This is a genomic window from Staphylococcus ratti (assembly GCF_020883535.1).
In the GTDB taxonomy this organism is placed as follows: Bacteria; Bacillota; Bacilli; order Staphylococcales; family Staphylococcaceae; genus Staphylococcus; species Staphylococcus ratti.
Genome location: NZ_CP086654.1, coordinates 138106 through 154983 on the forward strand (window position 1 = coordinate 138106; position 16878 = coordinate 154983).

Genomic DNA, 16878 nt, shown 5'->3' on the forward strand with positions numbered 1-16878 from the left:
CTACTAAAACAAGACACTATGTCGTGTTTATCCCACTAATTTATTAGTGGGATTTTTTTGTTTTTTATTTTATAATTAAAAATAAAAAGGGGTAAGGCATATGTTAAGAAATTATATACTAGGGCTCGATATAGGTATTACATCTGTTGGATATGGTATTGTAGATGCCCAAACACGAGAAGTGATAGATGCCGGCGTGCGTCTTTTTCCCGAAGCCAACGTTGAGAATAATGAAGGTCGACGTAGTAAAAGAGGCGCCCGTCGTTTGAAGCGACGCCGTGTACATCGGCTATCAAGAGTAAAACAATTGTTGTCAGCGTATCACTTGCTAGACACTTCTAATATTCCACAAAGTACAAATCCTTATCAAATTCGAGTAAAAGGTTTAAGAGAAGCGCTCACTAAAGACGAACTCGTTATTGCGTTATTACATATTGCTAAACGAAGAGGGATTCATAACGTAGCAGTAGTGCTAGATGATAAAGAAAATGAAAATGAGCTTTCGACTAAAGAACAGTTAAAAAAGAATGCTCAAGCGTTGGAAGATAAATATGTGTGTGAATTACAATTAGAGCGTTTCGAACAAGATGCTGAAGTTCGAGGAGAAAAAAATAGATTTAAAACGGAAGATTTTGTTAAAGAAGCACGTCAAATTTTAAAGGTGCAGTCAAAATTTCATGCGATTGATCAAGCATTTATTGATAAATACATTGATTTAATTGAAACAAGAAGAGAATATTTTGAAGGTCCTGGTGAAGGAAGTCCGTATGGCTGGGAAGGCGACATTCGAAAATGGTACGAACAAATGATGGGACGTTGTACATATTTTCCGAATGAATTAAGAAGTGTGAAGTATGCTTACAGTGCCGACTTGTTTAATGCATTAAATGATTTAAATAATCTTGTTATTACACGTGATGAAAATTCAAAACTAACTTATGGTGAAAAATTTCAGATTATTGAAAATGTTTTCAAACAAAAAAAGAAACCGACGTTGAAACATATTGCCACAGAGATTGATGTTGAAGAAGTAGATATCAAAGGGTATCGTGTAAATCGAAATGAAAAACCAGAATTCACCAATTTTAAGTTATATCATGATTTAAAAAATATTTTTGAAAATCCAAAACACCTTAATGATATTCAACTTATGGACAATATTGCTGAAATTATCACGATTTATCAAGAACCCGATCATATTATAGAGCAATTAAATCAATTGCCCGAAGAGTTAACCGAATATGAGAAACAAAAAATAAGTATTTTAAAAGGGTATTCAGGAACACATCGATTGTCACTTAAATGTATCACTTTACTTATTGATGATTTATGGGAAACATCGTTAAACCAAATGGAGTTATTTACGAAGTTGAATCTAAAACCTAAAAAAATCGAATTGAATAAGCAATCAAAAATACCTACAAGTTTAGTAGATGATTTTATACTTTCTCCTGTTGTAAAACGTGCATTTATTTAATCTATAGAAGTCGTCAATGCGGTTATACAAAAATACGGGTTGCCTAACGATATTATTATAGAGCTCGCGAGAGAAAGCAATAGTGCTGATCGACAAAAGTTTTTAAGAAATTTCCAAAAAGAAAATGAGGCAACACGTCAACGTGTAGAAGAGCTCCTCAAAGAATATGGAAATGACAACGCTAAAAGAATTATTCAAAAGATTAAACTTCACGATATGCAAGAAGGGAAATGCTTATATTCATTAAAAGATATTCCTCTAGATGATTTGATTAGAAATCCGCATCATTATGATGTAGACCATATCATTCCACGTTCAGTATCATTTGATAATTCTATGCAAAATAAAGTGTTAGTCAGAGCTGAAGAAAATCGAAAAAAAAATAATCGTACGCCATATCAATATTTAAAATCTAATGATGCTTCATTGTCTTATGAAGCTTTTAAACAACATGTATTGAATTTAAGTAAAGCTAAAGATCGTATTTCTAAAAAGAAGAAGGAGTATTTGTTAGAAGAACGTGATATTAGTAAATTTGATGTTCAAAAAGAATTTATTAATCGTAACCTTGTGGATACACGTTATGCGACACGTGAATTGTCTAATTTACTAAAAGCTTATTTTAGCGCAAATGATTTAGAAGTAAAAGTTAAAACGATTAACGGTGGTTTTACGAATTATTTACGAAAAGTTTGGAAGTTTGATAAAGAAAGAAATAAAGGATACAAGCATCATGCTGAAGACGCACTAATTATTGCGAATGCAGATTTTCTATTTAAGCATCATAAAAGTTTAAAAAATATAACAAAAGTTTTGGATGAGCCGGGCGGAGAAGTAGAAAATATTAGAACGAATGTGCAAAGCGAACAGGAATACCAACAACTTTTTGAGAACACACAAAAGGCACAAGCTATTAAAGATTTTAAAGCTATCAAATTCTCGCACCGTGTGGATAAAAAACCTAACCGACAACTCATTAACGATACACTCTATTCAACAAGAAAAATTGATGATACAGAGTACGTAGTTCAAACGTTAAAAAACATTTATGCCAAAGATAATGCAAATATTAAAAAGTTGATCGAAAAAGATCCTACTAAATTTTTGATGTATCATCATGATCCAAAAACATTTAAAAAAATTCAGACAGTCATCAAGCAATACAATAATGAAAAAAATCCGCTAGCTAAATATTATGAAGAAAACGAAACCATGATTACTAAATATGCAAAATCAGGGGATGGGCCAGCAGTCAAGCGGTTGAAGTATACTGATAAAAAACTAGGAAATCATTTAGATGTTACGAACAATTATATTGACTCAGAAAACAAACTGGTGAAACTATCCCAAAAATCATTTAGATTTGATGTATATCATACATCCACAGGCTATAAGATGGTCCCATTAACCTATTTGGATGTTAAAAAGAAAGACACATACTATTATATTCCAGACAAAACATATAAAGTGTTATTACAGAAAAAAAACATAGATCAAGATGCAAAATTTATCGGCTCGTTCTACTACAATGATTTAATTAAATTCAACGAAGAGATGTTTAAAGTGATTGGAGTTAACAATATTAAAACTAATAAAATAGAGTTGGATATGATAGACATTCGTTATAAAGAGTATTGTGAATTGAATGATATTAAGAAGACGCCAAGAATAATTAAAATAATCAGTAAAAATACAAACCAAATCGAAAAGTATACGACTGATATTTTAGGTAATCTCTACAAAGCGACACCGCCTAAAAAGCCACAGCTTATTTTTAAAAGAGGTATATAACTATGTCATGGCGGATTGTATATGCTTCAGATGTCGGTAAAATGTCGTTAAACTTGAACAGTTTGAAAGTTACAAAAGGGGATTTGGAAGTTAAAATCCCCTTAAGTGATATTTTTGCGATTGTTATAGAAGATTTAACAGTGACTTTAACAGCTAGGTTGCTGGTGGAATTGTCTGATTATAATATTTTAGTCATTTTATGTAATCAAAAGCATTTACCAGAATGTATATTACAGCCGATTTCTGGTCATTTTAAACAATATAGTCAAATGAAAGAACAATTGATTTGGGAGCAAGCTTTGAAAGACGAATTATGGAAAATGATAGTTCGACAGAAAATTGGAAATCAAATTGAGTGCATGAAACATAATCAAATTGATGAAACAAGAATCAATAAAATGCAGCAATTAAAATCTTCTGTCAAATTGTTTGATAGAGAAAATATTGAAGGTCAAGCAGCAAAATATTACTTCAATAGCTTTTTTACCGAGTTTACACGAGACAATGATGATTTATTAGAAAATGCCGTTTTAAATTATGGCTATACTATACTAAATTCAGCGATTGCACGTACAATTGTTGCAAAAGGATTGATTCCATCTATGGGTATTCATCATATTGGCAGTCGCAACCATTTTAATTTAGCATCTGATTTAATAGAACCTTTTCGCCCATTGGTAGATTTATTTTTACTAAAGCATCCTCCAGAAGATTATATGTCTAAGGCGTACCGCTTGAAGCTAGTGAATTTGTTACACGCGCGAGTGGAAATAGATGGAAAAATGCAGACCGTTATCCGTGCCATTGAAATTATGATTCAGTCTATTATTGAGTATTTTCGAGAAGGTCGACCTGACATTATCAAATTTCCTAATCTTAATAAATACGAGTTTTATGAGTTATAGATTTATGCGCGTGATGTTGATGTTTGATTTGCCTGTTGAAACGAAACAGCAAAGAAGAATTTATAGTAAGTTTAGGAAAAGGCTACTCGAAAATGGATTTTTGATGATGCAATACTCTATTTATATTAAAAGTGTCGCTAATAAAGATGCGGCCACTTTTAGCGTGAATCAAGTTAAACAATTTTTACCTTCCGATGGTCACGTACGGGTGCTTATCATTACTGAGAAACAGTATGAGAAAATGCAGATTTTACTCGGTGAAGAAGATCAAAATATCGCATTGTTAGGTGACAATCGAACGATATTGTTCTAGGAGAGATTCAATCGATGAATGAACTGACTTGGGAAATCAAGTGTGAAGAGATTGAGAAAGTGACATTGAATATAGGGCATTATACTTCTATTTATAATGAGTATGATACGAAAGAGGAAGATATTCTCCAAGTGATTCATAATTATTTTCAAAAAAGAAATTCTAATAAAAATGAAGTGGTTATTTTTGACACACAAAATCAAGAAAATGTTTCTCATTCTACATATCAATGTTGGTCTTTAAATCATGAAATTGTAGAAAAAGAACATAGTCTAGCTACGACTGCGATTTTAACAAAAAAGATTTTAAGAAAGTTAGGAAATCATCATGAAATAGAAAGCTATTTTAATTCGATAAATGCATTGAATGAAGACGTCCTGACACTCATTCAAACTGAGTTACCATTATGTATAAAACGATTTGATTTCAAAGCCTTTCTAAAATTATTAGAATTCCAGTACGAAAGCTGTGAAGATTATGACCGCTTGATTGTTAGACTTGAAAAATTATTACCTTTGTTAGTTGAAGAAATGAATGCACTATCTCATCAACGCACACTTTTAATCTATCATTATCCTGAAGCCAATCTAAGCCCTAAAGAACAACAACGCTTTCGTGCTTGTTTAGAAAGGTTAGATATTCCAATCATTGTTCTGACAGGTTCTGTACACTTTCTAAGTTCTCATTTAGGCACTAATAATTATTTGAGAAATGGACGGCAAATGTTAACACTTGAATTTTTAAAGCAACTTGTATGGGACGCACCATTAAATTTTGAGGAGAGTCAAATTAAACAAAGTTTAAGCGCATTTATTCAACTCTATCAAGAAAAAATGGAACTAAATCCAGTGATTACGAATTATAAATTAGGTGACATCATGTTGTTTGAACCGATTGATTTATATGTAGGTATAAAATATATGAAACATGTGAATCAAACATTTAGATTAGAGATTAATTATGATGCATTAAGTCCGCCTATGCAGAAGTATATTTCAAATTTTGATCATCAATAAACACCAAAAAGGTAGTATGCATGTAATATCCATCTACCTTTTTGCGTTTGTTATACCATTTCCATGATAGTGCTAATAATGAGATAAACGTTTAAGATACACAAGATAATCGTAAGTAGCCAACCGATAATATTAACGCGTTTGGAGTTTACAAACGCATCACCCATAATCGATTTATTATTCGTTGCTAAAATGAGTGGAATGATACTTAAAGGTAAGGCAATACTTAAGAAAACTTGGGTGAAAACTAACAAATCTTCTATTTTTTGTGTGTCAGCGCCGTAAACGATTAAACATAAGAAAACAGGAAGAATGGCTATCAGACGTGTTAAAACACGACGAACCCACGGTTTCATTTTTAAATGGATGAAGCCTTCCATGACGATTTGTCCGGATAGTGTTCCTGTTATTGTTGAGTTTTGTCCAGCTGCGAGTAATGCGACCGCAAATAAAGTACTTGTCACACCGCCGCCAATAGCACTTGCAACATGCGAAGTTTTAAGCGCATCATACAATTCATAAAAGCGTCCGAGATCTTGGTTGGTACCATAAAAGAGTGCTGCACCTAAAATGAGTAACAGACAGTTTACGACAAATGCGATGGACAGTTGAATATTAGAGTCCATTTGTGCAAAGTGAATGGCAGATTTTTTAGATGAAATACTATGTCTATCGTATGTTCTTGATTGAACGATAGATGAATGTAAGTATAGGTTGTGAGGCATAATTGTCGCACCAATAATACCTAAAGACATGTACAATATGCCGTTATTTGTAACAATTTCTTTGTGAGGAAGAAAGCCTTCTAAGACTGCACTTACACCTGGTTGTGCCATATATACTTCAAATAAAAAGATAATTAGTATTGTAAAGATGAGTACCCCCACAATGGCCTCTATTTTTCGAAAACCAAATTTCATAATAAGTAAAAGTAAAAAAACATCTACAATTGTAATCGCTGCACCGACAATCAATGGAATATGAAATAATAAATTAAGTGCTATCGTGCTACCGATAACTTCGGCAATGTCTGTAGCGATGATTGCGAGCTCCGCAATTATCCATGCAAGTAGAGCCTGTTTTTTAGAAATCATGTGGCGTGTGACTTGTGCTAAATCCATGCCACTAGCGATACCTAAGCGTGCGCACATAGATTGTAAAAACATTGCGCCTAAACTAGAAATTAAGATGACAAATAACAAAATGTAACCGTAACTTGCGCCACCACCCATGGAGGTAATCCAATTTCCTGGGTCCATATAACCCACTGCAACGAGTAAGCCTGGACCTATAAATTTAGAAAGGCGTGTTAAATAAGAACCTTTTTCATCAATGCTGACAGTATTATTAATTTCTTCGAGGCTTTTACCCATTTTCAGCACCTCCTATTATTTTAGGTTAACCTAACAAAATTATTATACAATAATTTTTTAGCGTGTAAAGTGCTGTGTTTTTAATATTAGGTTTAAAGTTCCACACCATCATAATAATCACATATGTATCAACAAAAGAACCATCCTAAATCATTCGATGAAAAAGGATGGTTGTTGCGTATAATATTATTTTAGTGATGACTTAAAGTTTAGCTTCCCACTTTTCAGTCCAAACATTGTCATTAGGTTGGCCTTTAAAGTCACTTTCACCCATGATTTTATCGACAACTGCTTCAAGGGTCGTACGATTTGAATGATAAGCATTAATATATGCTTTTACCATCGTTGCATCGTGAAGGTGTGTGGTGTAATTGAGAGAAATAAAGACAGTAGGCACTTCGTGAACGTACCATGGTATTTCATTACTCATTGCGGTAGACCAACGAATCCGGTAATTGTTTTCGGCCGCGTAGCCTACAATATTAGCAAAAACGAGTGCTGCATTTACATTTTGTCGGTATTCGAGTGTTTTACCTTTAATGCGGGTTGACCCGTCATTTAAAGTAACGTTAAACCCACGTTCTTCCAATATTTCGATAATATGGTTCGTCACAGATTTATCTGCTTTATAAATACCATCCTTTTCTCCTTCTATCATGTATAAGCGAATGTTTGGATGTGTTTCAGGTCTGATTGGCAATTGATTTAACGTGTTTTTAACTAATGTAATTCCTAAATCTGCAGCTTCTTGTTGATATTGGAGGTGTGACTCCGAACCTATAATGTCTAATTCAGATGAAGGTTTTAGAAGCGCTTTATTTTTCTGTTTCTCTGGCAAATGTAGTTTAGCTTTTAAACCAAGAATACGTCTCAATGCATCGTGTAGTCGATTCTCAGTAATAATCCCATTTTGATAACCTTTAAGCATAAAATGAAAATCTTCTTCAATATCATTAAAAAATAAAAACATATCACAACCTGCAGCGATGGCTAGGGGTACGTACTCTTCACGTTTCATAGAAGCAGTCATACCTAGCATGTGACTTGCATCAGTGATAACAAGACCATTGAATTTTAAATCTGTTTTAAGTAAGTCTGTAATAAGTTCTTTTGATAATGATGCAGGTAAAATATCTTTATCTTCTAAATTAGGATTGAGTAATTTAGAATAGGCAGGCTGAGCAATATGCCCTGCCATAATCATTTCAACGCCACGATGAATATGGTTTTCGTAGACTTTTCTAAAGGATTGATTCCACTGGTCGACAGTTTGTGCGTTTACACCTAAAACGAGATGTTGATCGCGCTCTTCTGTACCATCACCCGGGAAATGTTTGACACATGTGAGCATATCTGATGTTTGACGATAGCCATCGATATAAGCATTAGAATAACGAATCACTGTATCTGCATCGGTTCCATAACTTCTTGTATTCACGATAGTGTTGCGCCAGTTTTCTAAAATGTCTACACACGGATCGAAGTTGAGATTGACACCTAAAGCCTTTGCTTCTCGCCCTGATACGAATCCAGCATTATAGGCAACTTTAGTATCTTGTGCAGCTTCACTTTGTGCAGCTGACGCAATATAAGTACCGTCACTACATGCACCATTGCCCCCTGAATCACAGTTAGCAGCAATAAGCAAAGGGATTTTACTATGTTTTTGTAAATCATTCAATAAGGCCTGTACATCCTCTTTGTTACCGCCTTGATAACGTGCGCCTCCAATGTGAAACTGTTTTAAAATGTCATGATTAGATAATGCGTCATCATTAAAATTTCCGTCTTTTTCTAGAGAAAATAAATGAAAGAAGAGTTGGCCTATTTTTTCTTCATCCGTTAATGATTGTATTGTAGACTCAACCCATTCGATTTGTTGGTCATTTAAATAATAAGGTTTTTCTTTTAAATCTACGTACGCCATTTATTTATCCTCACTTTCGAAGTTTTTATAAAATTTATGAATTAACTCTGATTGTATACGTTGATCAAATTTTTGAGATTTAAATATATCGCTATAATGCTCATAAAAAGCTTTCCATGAATCATTTTCATGATGTGCTAATATTGGGTAAAAGTAGATGTTGTTATGATCTGCTGCCATTAAATCTCCTTCTGCATCGCCAATCATTAAAATGTTACCGTCATCATAATGCTTTTTAAGCATATTAAGACAATGCGCTTTAGTGCCCGCCTCTTGTGCAAAGACTTCAGTGACTAATGGCATTAAATGATGCGTTTGCCACTCTGTTTCGACAGCGGAGTGATTGGCAGATGAAACAATAACAATGTCAGCAAATTGACTTGCTTTTTCCAGAGAAGCTTTGACGTACGAAAATGCGCCTAGACTAGGCAATTGCTTAATCCTTTCATTTACACGATTAGACCACGCTAAGGCAAGTTTGAGACCGATTTTATTAGGATTGCGCTTAAAGTCTTCTTCTAATTGAGGATTTGAAAATACCGTAGTATGGTCTACCCAATCCTTGATATCCTCGTAACCTTTGACGGTAATGCCTTCATGATGCAGCTCAGTAAGTATTTTTTCTAAACCTTTAAACCTGTTGATGCCACGTGTAATTTCGTAAAGGTTAAATGCATTCCATCGATTTAGAACCTTTTCCCTATATTTTTCTAAATCCCATATATCGAGTAAAGCAGGACCAAAAGCACGCTGATGTTTGATTGTCATTGTATTCATACCACAACCATCTGAATCTACACAAATAAGTTGAGGATGTGAAGGTTGATATTGGGTGAAAGATATTGACATATTATCCGTTCCTTTCGAGTAAAATTGCTATAATGAAGTTGAGGTGATACATGATGATTGATATTAAGCATTTAGAAATAGTGCAAGCGCATGCACTTGAGTTATTAAAGTTAGAAGTAAATGTTTATGAATTAAATGACTTTAAGAACATCATTCAATTATTTCAAACGCCTTTTACTAATACCAAAAGAAAACAATTTAAAAAAGAATTTCAAACGTTTATTTCACAGCTAGAAAGCCGTAAAATTTATCATTATAAAAACTTGTTTGGCATTCATTATTTGTTATTTAAATATAAAAAGTACAATCAAATTGTTATATTAGGGCCTTTTTTAGAAAAGAGGCCGAGTGAACGTATGTGTCATGAGATGCTACTTAATGCGAATATTTCAATCTCTAATTTAACGTCGCTGAAACAATATCTTACCAAGGTGCCTGTGTGTCATTACAATGATGCTTTAAAAATGGCATATTTATCTGTCCGATTTTTAAAAAATAAATTTTCACATTATCAGGTGGTAGAGATTGACCTTAATTTCCATCCTGAATCGGTAAGTTATGCTGAACAAAAACTACGTTATAACTACATATTGGCAGATATTAAAACACGTTATGAGTTGGAAAACAAAATGTTAGCAGCAATTCGGAATGGAAATGTTGAAGAAGCCTTAGCACTATGTGCTCAAGTTAATTTATTTGTTTCAGGTTTAAAGCGATTAAAAGATGATTTATTAAACTTTAAATATCGTGCGTACTTACAAAATACATTGTTTCGAAAAGCAATTGAAAAAGCGAATGTCAATTTACTAACGATTGATGAAATATCTGCAAAATACGCAGCGTTGATTGATGAAGCGGACAACATAGATGTACTTGAATCACTGACGTATGAGATGGTTCGAGATTATGCTGAAACAGCGCTTAAAGTCAATGCTTTGAAGTATAGTCCAAAGATCAATAAAGTGATTCAATATATTGAGATGTATTTAGATCAACCGTTGACATTGAATGAGTTGGCAAAAAGCGTCAAGCTATCACCGGCATATCTCTCACGTACATTTAGTAAGGAAACTGAAAAAAATATACCACAATACATTTTGGAACTTCGATTGAAGAAAGCATGTAATTTAATTGAAAGCACGGATATGTCTATCGAACAAGTGGCTAAATACGTAGGATTCAATAAGCAAAGCTATTTTAGTAAATGCTTTAAGGATGCTTATGGAAGTACACCAATGCAATATAGAAAAGTTAACAAAGGAACCCAAACATAAACAATGTTCATCCTTCGTTCACCTTAAAATTATCACTAGTCGGCTCTAAAAAACGACTTTATTTTGAAAAAAATTAAAAAAGTAGTGAAAATTCAACAAAATATAGCATTATTTTGTATAAAAAGACAAAAATTTAACAAAAACAACTGAAATTAACCTCTAAAAATGCAAAGCAATTTGAGAATTGTCTGAAAAATCATTTGAAAAGTAGAGGTTGCTCGTCGGAATTTAAAAACGCTTTTATTTCAAGGTTTTCAAAGCTTGAATAAGAGTGTTTTTTATTTTGTCTCAATGTAAAGACAGGTTGTTTTTTCTTGTGCAAAATTGACTGTCTTTTCTCTCAAAATATAATGAAAGTGAGTTGGCAAGGCAGAATAATTTGTTTAGGAGGGAGAAAATGAAAAAAAGTAACATACTGGAGCGCATGCATAATCATTATCTTGTTGCAGTGGTAAGAGGCCTTTCAAAAGAAGAGGCGTTAAGTACTGCCAAACAAATCATTAATGGTGGCATTTACAATATTGAAATTACTTTTACAACACCACAAGCGCATGAAGTAATTGCAGAGATAAGAAAAACTGTAAAAGGCACGCAGATGGTTATTGGTGCTGGGACGGTGCTGGATAGCATTACAGCACGTTTGGCTATTTTAAATGGTGCGGAATATATTGTGAGCCCACATTTTGATAAAGAGATCGCAAAAATATGTAATTTGTATTGCATCCCATACTTACCTGGTTGTGGTTCTGTCACTGAAATAACAGAAGCACTGACTTATGGTGTGGAAGTCGTAAAACTGTTTCCGGGTGATTTACTAGGTGCAGATTTCATCAAAAATGTACATGGGCCAATTCCACACATTGAATTAATGCCGTCCGGAGGCGTATCATTAAATAATTTACATGAATGGTATGAAAAAGGTGCTTTTGCGGTGGGAATTGGAAGTGCATTAACAAAAGCATCAGACTCAATTATCTCTAATACACAAGCCTTTGTTCAAAAACTTGAAGAAATAAAAGGGTGATAGCATGTCTGTAATTACTTTAGGTGAAATATTGCTGCGTTTATCTACGATGCAGCATAAACGCTTGCAAGATAGTGAGGCGCTAGCGATAAACTTTGGTGGCGCTGAAATGAATGTTGCAATTGGTTTGTCAGGGTTAGGTGTTTCTACAGCAATGCTGTCAGCTGTCCCTAACAATGTTTTTGGCAATACGATTATTCAAACTTTGAGAAAATATTCGGTAAATACTGAAGGGGTTTATCAAAAAAAGGGAAGGCTAGGACTTTATTTTGTTGAAGAAGGTTATGGTAATCGTCCGTCCAAAATTATTTACGATCGTTCTCAAAGTGTTTTTAGTCACACACAGAGTGAGGACTTTGATTTAGAACAACTCATGGATGGCTATCAATGGTTTCATTTTACAGGCATTACACCAGCACTCAATGCGCAGTTATTTTCACTTATTAAACGTGCCATAGGTGTAGCTAAAAGTAAAAATATGAAAATAAGTTGTGATTTGAATTTTCGTTCACAGCTGTGGGATTTTCAAACAGCACGTCAAAAAATGTCTGAACTTTTATATGATGTTGATCTCATTTTTGGTTACGAACCGATTACGTTACTTAATGAGGTTACCGGTAAAGATAAAAAGGAAGGTTTAACACGTAATCCACCGATAAATGTGCTTAGACCTCTTTTAAAAGAGATACATGAAACTTATGACATTACGTATATTGCGTTTACACAACGAAAAAATTTTAGTCCTAAAAGAAACCGCTTACATGGATATATATCCACAATTAATAATTTAGTAGAAACAGAGTTTGTAGATGTTGAGATAGTGGATCGTATCGGTACGGGAGATGCTTTTAGCGTGGGGATTTTATATGGTCTCATACAGCAATGGTCATTAGAAAAGACGGTTGATTTTGGGATACAAAATATGTGCTTTAAACATACGATTCCGGGAGATTTTTGTTTTGCATCGCTATCAGAAATTCAAACCGTGATACACAAAGATAACGATATTGATCGTTAGAAAGAAGGCGAGAATATGACATCTCAAATGACTCACAAAGACCAACAAAAGCTAAAAAAGTTTGAGAAAATTGATAAACCAATTTTGAAGTTTAAAGAGAAATTATCATATGGTTTGGGAGATTTAGGCAATGGATTAATGTTTGATATGGGGATGATTTATCTTTTAAAGTTTTATACGGATATATTAGGAATTTCAGCATTTTATGGAGGACTTGTTTTCCTTGTAGCTAAAATTTTTGATGCTTTCGTAGATACTGGCGTAGGAACAATTGTAGATTCGCGTCGCAACATAGGACCAAAAGGTAAATTTAGACCTTTTATATTATATGGAACAGTGCCATTAGCATTATTAACCATTTTGTCATTCATTTCACCTGATTTGTCTTATACAGGAAAAGTCGTCTGGGCTTTTGCCACGTATTTATTATTCAACATGGCCTATTCTATTGTGAATATTCCGTATGGCTCACTTTCTGCCTCTATGTCATTAAACTCAGATGATCGTACGCAATTATCAGTGTTTCGTAATATGGGGTCACAAGGCGCGCTTTTCTTTGCTGGAATAATAGTGATTCCTATGGTAGATAAATTTTCTAATCATGCTATAGGTTATCCAATTGTAGTAGGTGCGCTTGCATTAGTAGGTATTTGTTTACATCTGATTTGTTATAAAGGTGTAAAAGAGCGCTATATCGTTGAAAGAGAAGAAATTAAAGGGACAAATAAAAAAGCTTTTTTAGGTTTATTAAAAAATGAAGCGTTTACTGTATTAGCGATTTACACGTTACTTACTATTATGGCTCTATTTTTAAAACAATCTGCGCAACTTTATTACTTTGAGTATGTAATGGGGTATCCAAATTTAGTAGGGCTTGTAAGTACACTGAATTTTGCTGTGTTATTTCCTGCGTTATATCTTACCACTGTATTAAGTAAAAAATTTGGTAAAAAAGCAACAGCTTTAATTGGCGTAGGTGGATTTATCATATTTGAACTTTTAAACTATGCTTTCTTTGGAGAACACTTGATTCCATTTCTTATTATTAGCACGATTTCATCATTTTTCCTTGTTATTCCTAATACCGTTACTTGGGCCTTTATTGCTGATGTTGTGGAGTATGGGCAATGGAAGTCTGGTATTCGTTCGGAAGGTATCACGTATTCTAGTTATAGCTTTACACGAAAAGTGTCTCAAGCTTTAGCAGGTTTTGTACCGGGTGTGGCATTAACTGTCATTGGTTACCAACCTAATGTACAACAAAGTGCTGAAACTTTACATGGATTAAAGTTTTTATTCTTTGTAATTCCTGCAGGAGCAAGTTTAGTGGCGTTATTGATTTTCTTATTTTTCTATCCATTAACAGATAGAAAGCATAAGCAAATAGTAAAAGAACTGACATTAAGAGAAGAAGTTTAAAAGGAGGAATATACGATGCAATTGATTACTGAAGATTTTATGTTAACTAATGATGTAGCGAAGCACTTATATCATACGTATGCAAAACATAAACCTATTTATGATTATCATTGTCATCTCGACCCAAAAATGATAAGTGACAATGTATATTTTGATAACATCACGTCACTTTGGTTGGGAGGAGACCATTATAAATGGAGAGCGATGCGCGCTCAAGGTATAGAAGAAAAATACATTACTGGAGATGCAGATCCTAAAGAAAAATTTAAAAAATGGGCAATAACTTTAGAAAATTCAGTTGGTAACCCGCTCTATCATTGGTCTCATATTGAACTTAAAATGTACTTTGGTATCGACGAGACACTCGGTTCTAATAATGCAGAAGCAATTTATGAGCGAGCGAATCATTATTTAAAAGAAAACAATATTACAACGCAAACGTTAATCGAATCTTCAAATGTAAAGCTAATTTGTACAACAGATGACCCGACGGATACATTGGAATATCATGATGCAATTAAAGCGCAAAAAGATTTTCAAACTACTGTATTACCTGCTTTTCGACCAGATGATGCTTTTAAAGTTGGTACAAAGCAGTTTGTAGCCTTTCTAAAAAAATTAGAAAAACAAACACATTCTATTACGAATGTTGAAACGTTTGTTAATGCGCTAAAAAAACGTATCGATTTTTTTCATAACAAAGGAGGGCGTCTGGCAGACCACGGTTTAGAAGTCATTCATTTTGAATCATTTAAACCGACAGAAATTGACGCTATTTTTGATAAAGCATTGCACGGTACAGCAGTAACCAGTCACGAATATTTTCAATTTCAAACGTTTATACTTAATGAATTGAGTAAAGCGTATAGTGAAAAAGCGTGGACTATGCAAATTCATTTTGGGGCAATTCGAAATAATAATCATAATGCATTTGTGAAATTAGGGCCTGATACAGGATTTGATTCAATTCGTGACCAAGATAATTTGGCATTTCATTTAAATGCAACGTTGGACATGATGGAAAGAGAAAATCATTTGCCCAAAACAATTCTTTACAACCTAAATCCTGTATATAACGACATCGTAGGTTCTACTATAGCAAACTTTCAAACAGAAGCAGGTATCCAGAGCAAAATGCAACATGGTGCTGGATGGTGGTTTAATGATACTAAGCGAGGTATGTTAAAGCAGATGTCTTCGTTGGCGGATCAAGGACTTATCATGCATTTTGTAGGAATGTTAACAGATTCTCGTAGCTTTATTTCTTATTCTAGACATGATTATTTTAGACGGATTTTATGTAGCTTTATCGGTGAACTTGTTGAACTTGGTGAGATCCCAAATGATGAAACATTGTTGAAGAGAATGATTGAAAATATATGCTATGACAATGCTTATCGTTATTTCAAATTAATTTAAATGGAGTGAGTATGAATGAAGATGACATTCAGATGGTATGGTAAAGAGGACCCAATCAGCCTTGAATACATTCGACAAATTCCTGGTATGGAAGGGATTGTCAGTGCCATTTATGATGTTCCAGTAGGAGAAGTACGGCCACTAGAGAAAATTAAAGCTTTAAAACAAGAGATTGAAGATGCTGGGTTAGTACTTTCAGTTATTGAAAGTGTTCCAGTACATGAAGACATAAAACTCGGCAAACCGACTCGGGATAAATATATAGAGAATTATTGTCAGACGTTACGCCATTTAAGCCAATGTGGCATCCGCACGGTATGTTATAACTTTAGGCCAGTCTTTGATTGGACGCGTTCACAATTGGATTTTAAACTTGAAGATGGCTCTACAGCATTAATTTATGACGAAACAGATATAGAGAAAATGAATCCCTTGAGTGGAGAATTAACTTTGCCGGGTTGGGATTCTAGCTATACGAAAGAAGGGTTGGAAGCTTTATTCAACGACTATAAATCTGTAGATGAAGCGCAGTTGTGGGAAAACCTTACTTATTTTGTACGTAAAGTAATGCCGGTTGCAGAGGAAGAAGACATATTGATGGCAATTCACCCGGATGATCCCCCATGGAAAATATTTGGTTTACTACGCATCATCACAAATAAAGAGAATTTAGAACGATTTATAAATATTTATGATTCTAAGCATAATGGATTAACAATGTGCTCAGGGTCGTTAGGTGCAGATAAAAACAATGATTTTGTAGATATGTTGAAGTATTTTGGTGATAAAGAACGTGTCAATTTTGTGCATGCAAGAAACGTTAAACTTGTAGGAGAGAAATCTTTTCAAGAAGCGGCACATTTATCTGAAAAAGGGTCTATAGATATGTATGAAGTGATAAAAGCATTGCATAGTTTTGGTTACGAAGGTCCGATTCGTCCCGATCATGGACGAATGATTTGGGGAGAAACAGGCAAGCCAGGGTATGGGTTATATGACAGAGCATTAGGTGCTGTTTACCTTAATGGATTATACGAAGCGATTACGAAAGCCAATTTGTAGGAGGCATTTGG

At 33.9% G+C, this 16878-nt stretch carries 12 protein-coding genes and 1 pseudogene; 10 read left to right on the top strand and 3 right to left on the bottom strand.

Annotated features, from left to right (window positions below; all coding sequences use genetic code 11):
* Positions 1–100 precede the first annotated feature (100 nt).
* The 4 genes and pseudogenes from cas9 to LN051_RS00625 all read left to right on the top strand — a co-directional run bounded on the left by cas9 (position 101) and on the right by LN051_RS00625 (position 5502).
* Positions 101–3268, top strand: a pseudogene (gene cas9 / locus LN051_RS00605) (type II CRISPR RNA-guided endonuclease Cas9).
* Between the two features lie 2 nt (positions 3269–3270).
* A complete protein-coding gene (gene cas1 / locus LN051_RS00615) occupies positions 3271–4173 on the top strand; it encodes a type II CRISPR-associated endonuclease Cas1 (protein WP_229292707.1) in 903 nt (300 codons plus the stop codon).
* A gap of 4 nt (positions 4174–4177) precedes the next feature.
* A complete protein-coding gene (cas2, locus tag LN051_RS00620) occupies positions 4178–4486 on the top strand; it encodes a CRISPR-associated endonuclease Cas2 (protein WP_229292708.1) in 309 nt (102 codons plus the stop codon).
* 14 nt (positions 4487–4500) lie between these two features.
* Positions 4501–5502 carry a hypothetical protein gene (locus tag LN051_RS00625; protein ID WP_229292709.1) on the top strand — a complete coding sequence of 334 codons (1002 nt, stop codon included), beginning with the start codon at positions 4501–4503 and terminating at the stop codon, positions 5500–5502.
* Between the two features lie 50 nt (positions 5503–5552).
* Here LN051_RS00625 and LN051_RS00630 read toward each other — a convergent pair whose 3' ends face one another.
* The 3 genes from LN051_RS00630 to LN051_RS00640 form a co-directional block, all read right to left on the bottom strand.
* Complete coding sequence (locus LN051_RS00630; RefSeq protein WP_229292710.1) at positions 5553–6875, bottom strand: Nramp family divalent metal transporter; 1323 nt, start codon at positions 6873–6875, stop codon at positions 5553–5555.
* 202 nt (positions 6876–7077) lie between these two features.
* Complete coding sequence (locus LN051_RS00635; RefSeq protein WP_229292711.1) at positions 7078–8802, bottom strand: glycoside hydrolase family 3 protein; 1725 nt, start codon at positions 8800–8802, stop codon at positions 7078–7080.
* Positions 8803–9651: an HAD family hydrolase gene (locus tag LN051_RS00640; RefSeq protein WP_229292712.1), complete on the bottom strand. Its 849-nt coding sequence runs from the start codon at positions 9649–9651 to the stop codon at positions 8803–8805.
* Positions 9652–9701: 50 nt separating this feature from the next.
* Here LN051_RS00640 and LN051_RS00645 point away from each other — a divergent pair, with 50 nt between their 5' ends.
* The 6 genes from LN051_RS00645 (at position 9702) to uxuA (ending at position 16867) form a co-directional block, all read left to right on the top strand.
* A complete protein-coding gene (locus LN051_RS00645; protein WP_338061515.1) occupies positions 9702–10925 on the top strand; it encodes a helix-turn-helix domain-containing protein in 1224 nt (407 codons plus the stop codon).
* A 397-nt stretch (positions 10926–11322) separates the two neighbouring features.
* The gene (locus LN051_RS00650) at positions 11323–11949 is read left to right on the top strand and encodes a bifunctional 2-keto-4-hydroxyglutarate aldolase/2-keto-3-deoxy-6-phosphogluconate aldolase (RefSeq protein ID WP_229292713.1); all 627 of its coding nucleotides are present in this window, start codon (positions 11323–11325) and stop codon (positions 11947–11949) included.
* Between the two features lie 4 nt (positions 11950–11953).
* Entirely contained in the window at positions 11954–12967 is a 1014-nt protein-coding gene (locus LN051_RS00655; RefSeq protein WP_229292714.1) for a sugar kinase, read from the top strand.
* Positions 12968–12994: 27 nt separating this feature from the next.
* Complete coding sequence (locus tag LN051_RS00660; RefSeq protein WP_420853999.1) at positions 12995–14386, top strand: glycoside-pentoside-hexuronide (GPH):cation symporter; 1392 nt, start codon at positions 12995–12997, stop codon at positions 14384–14386.
* Positions 14387–14401: 15 nt separating this feature from the next.
* A complete protein-coding gene (gene uxaC, locus LN051_RS00665) occupies positions 14402–15805 on the top strand; it encodes a glucuronate isomerase (RefSeq protein WP_229292716.1) in 1404 nt (467 codons plus the stop codon).
* Positions 15806–15820: 15 nt separating this feature from the next.
* Entirely contained in the window at positions 15821–16867 is a 1047-nt protein-coding gene (uxuA, locus tag LN051_RS00670; RefSeq protein ID WP_229292717.1) for a mannonate dehydratase, read from the top strand.
* The last annotated feature ends 11 nt before the right edge of the window (positions 16868–16878 follow it).

Bases quoted from the DNA above. Each gene is read 5' to 3' on its own strand.
- cas1 (WP_229292707.1), top strand. From the start codon at position 3,271: ATGTCATGGCGGATTGTATATGCTTCAGATGTCGGTAAAATGTCGTTA.
- cas2 (WP_229292708.1), top strand. From the start codon at position 4,178: ATGCGCGTGATGTTGATGTTTGATTTGCCTGTTGAAACGAAACAGCAA.
- LN051_RS00625 (WP_229292709.1), top strand. From the start codon at position 4,501: ATGAATGAACTGACTTGGGAAATCAAGTGTGAAGAGATTGAGAAAGTG.
- LN051_RS00630 (WP_229292710.1), bottom strand. From the start codon at position 6,875: ATGGGTAAAAGCCTCGAAGAAATTAATAATACTGTCAGCATTGATGAA.
- LN051_RS00635 (WP_229292711.1), bottom strand. From the start codon at position 8,802: ATGGCGTACGTAGATTTAAAAGAAAAACCTTATTATTTAAATGACCAA.
- LN051_RS00640 (WP_229292712.1), bottom strand. From the start codon at position 9,651: ATGTCAATATCTTTCACCCAATATCAACCTTCACATCCTCAACTTATT.
- LN051_RS00645 (WP_338061515.1), top strand. From the start codon at position 9,702: ATGATGATTGATATTAAGCATTTAGAAATAGTGCAAGCGCATGCACTT.
- LN051_RS00650 (WP_229292713.1), top strand. From the start codon at position 11,323: ATGAAAAAAAGTAACATACTGGAGCGCATGCATAATCATTATCTTGTT.
- LN051_RS00655 (WP_229292714.1), top strand. From the start codon at position 11,954: ATGTCTGTAATTACTTTAGGTGAAATATTGCTGCGTTTATCTACGATG.
- LN051_RS00660 (WP_420853999.1), top strand. From the start codon at position 12,995: ATGACTCACAAAGACCAACAAAAGCTAAAAAAGTTTGAGAAAATTGAT.
- uxaC (WP_229292716.1), top strand. From the start codon at position 14,402: ATGCAATTGATTACTGAAGATTTTATGTTAACTAATGATGTAGCGAAG.
- uxuA (WP_229292717.1), top strand. From the start codon at position 15,821: ATGAAGATGACATTCAGATGGTATGGTAAAGAGGACCCAATCAGCCTT.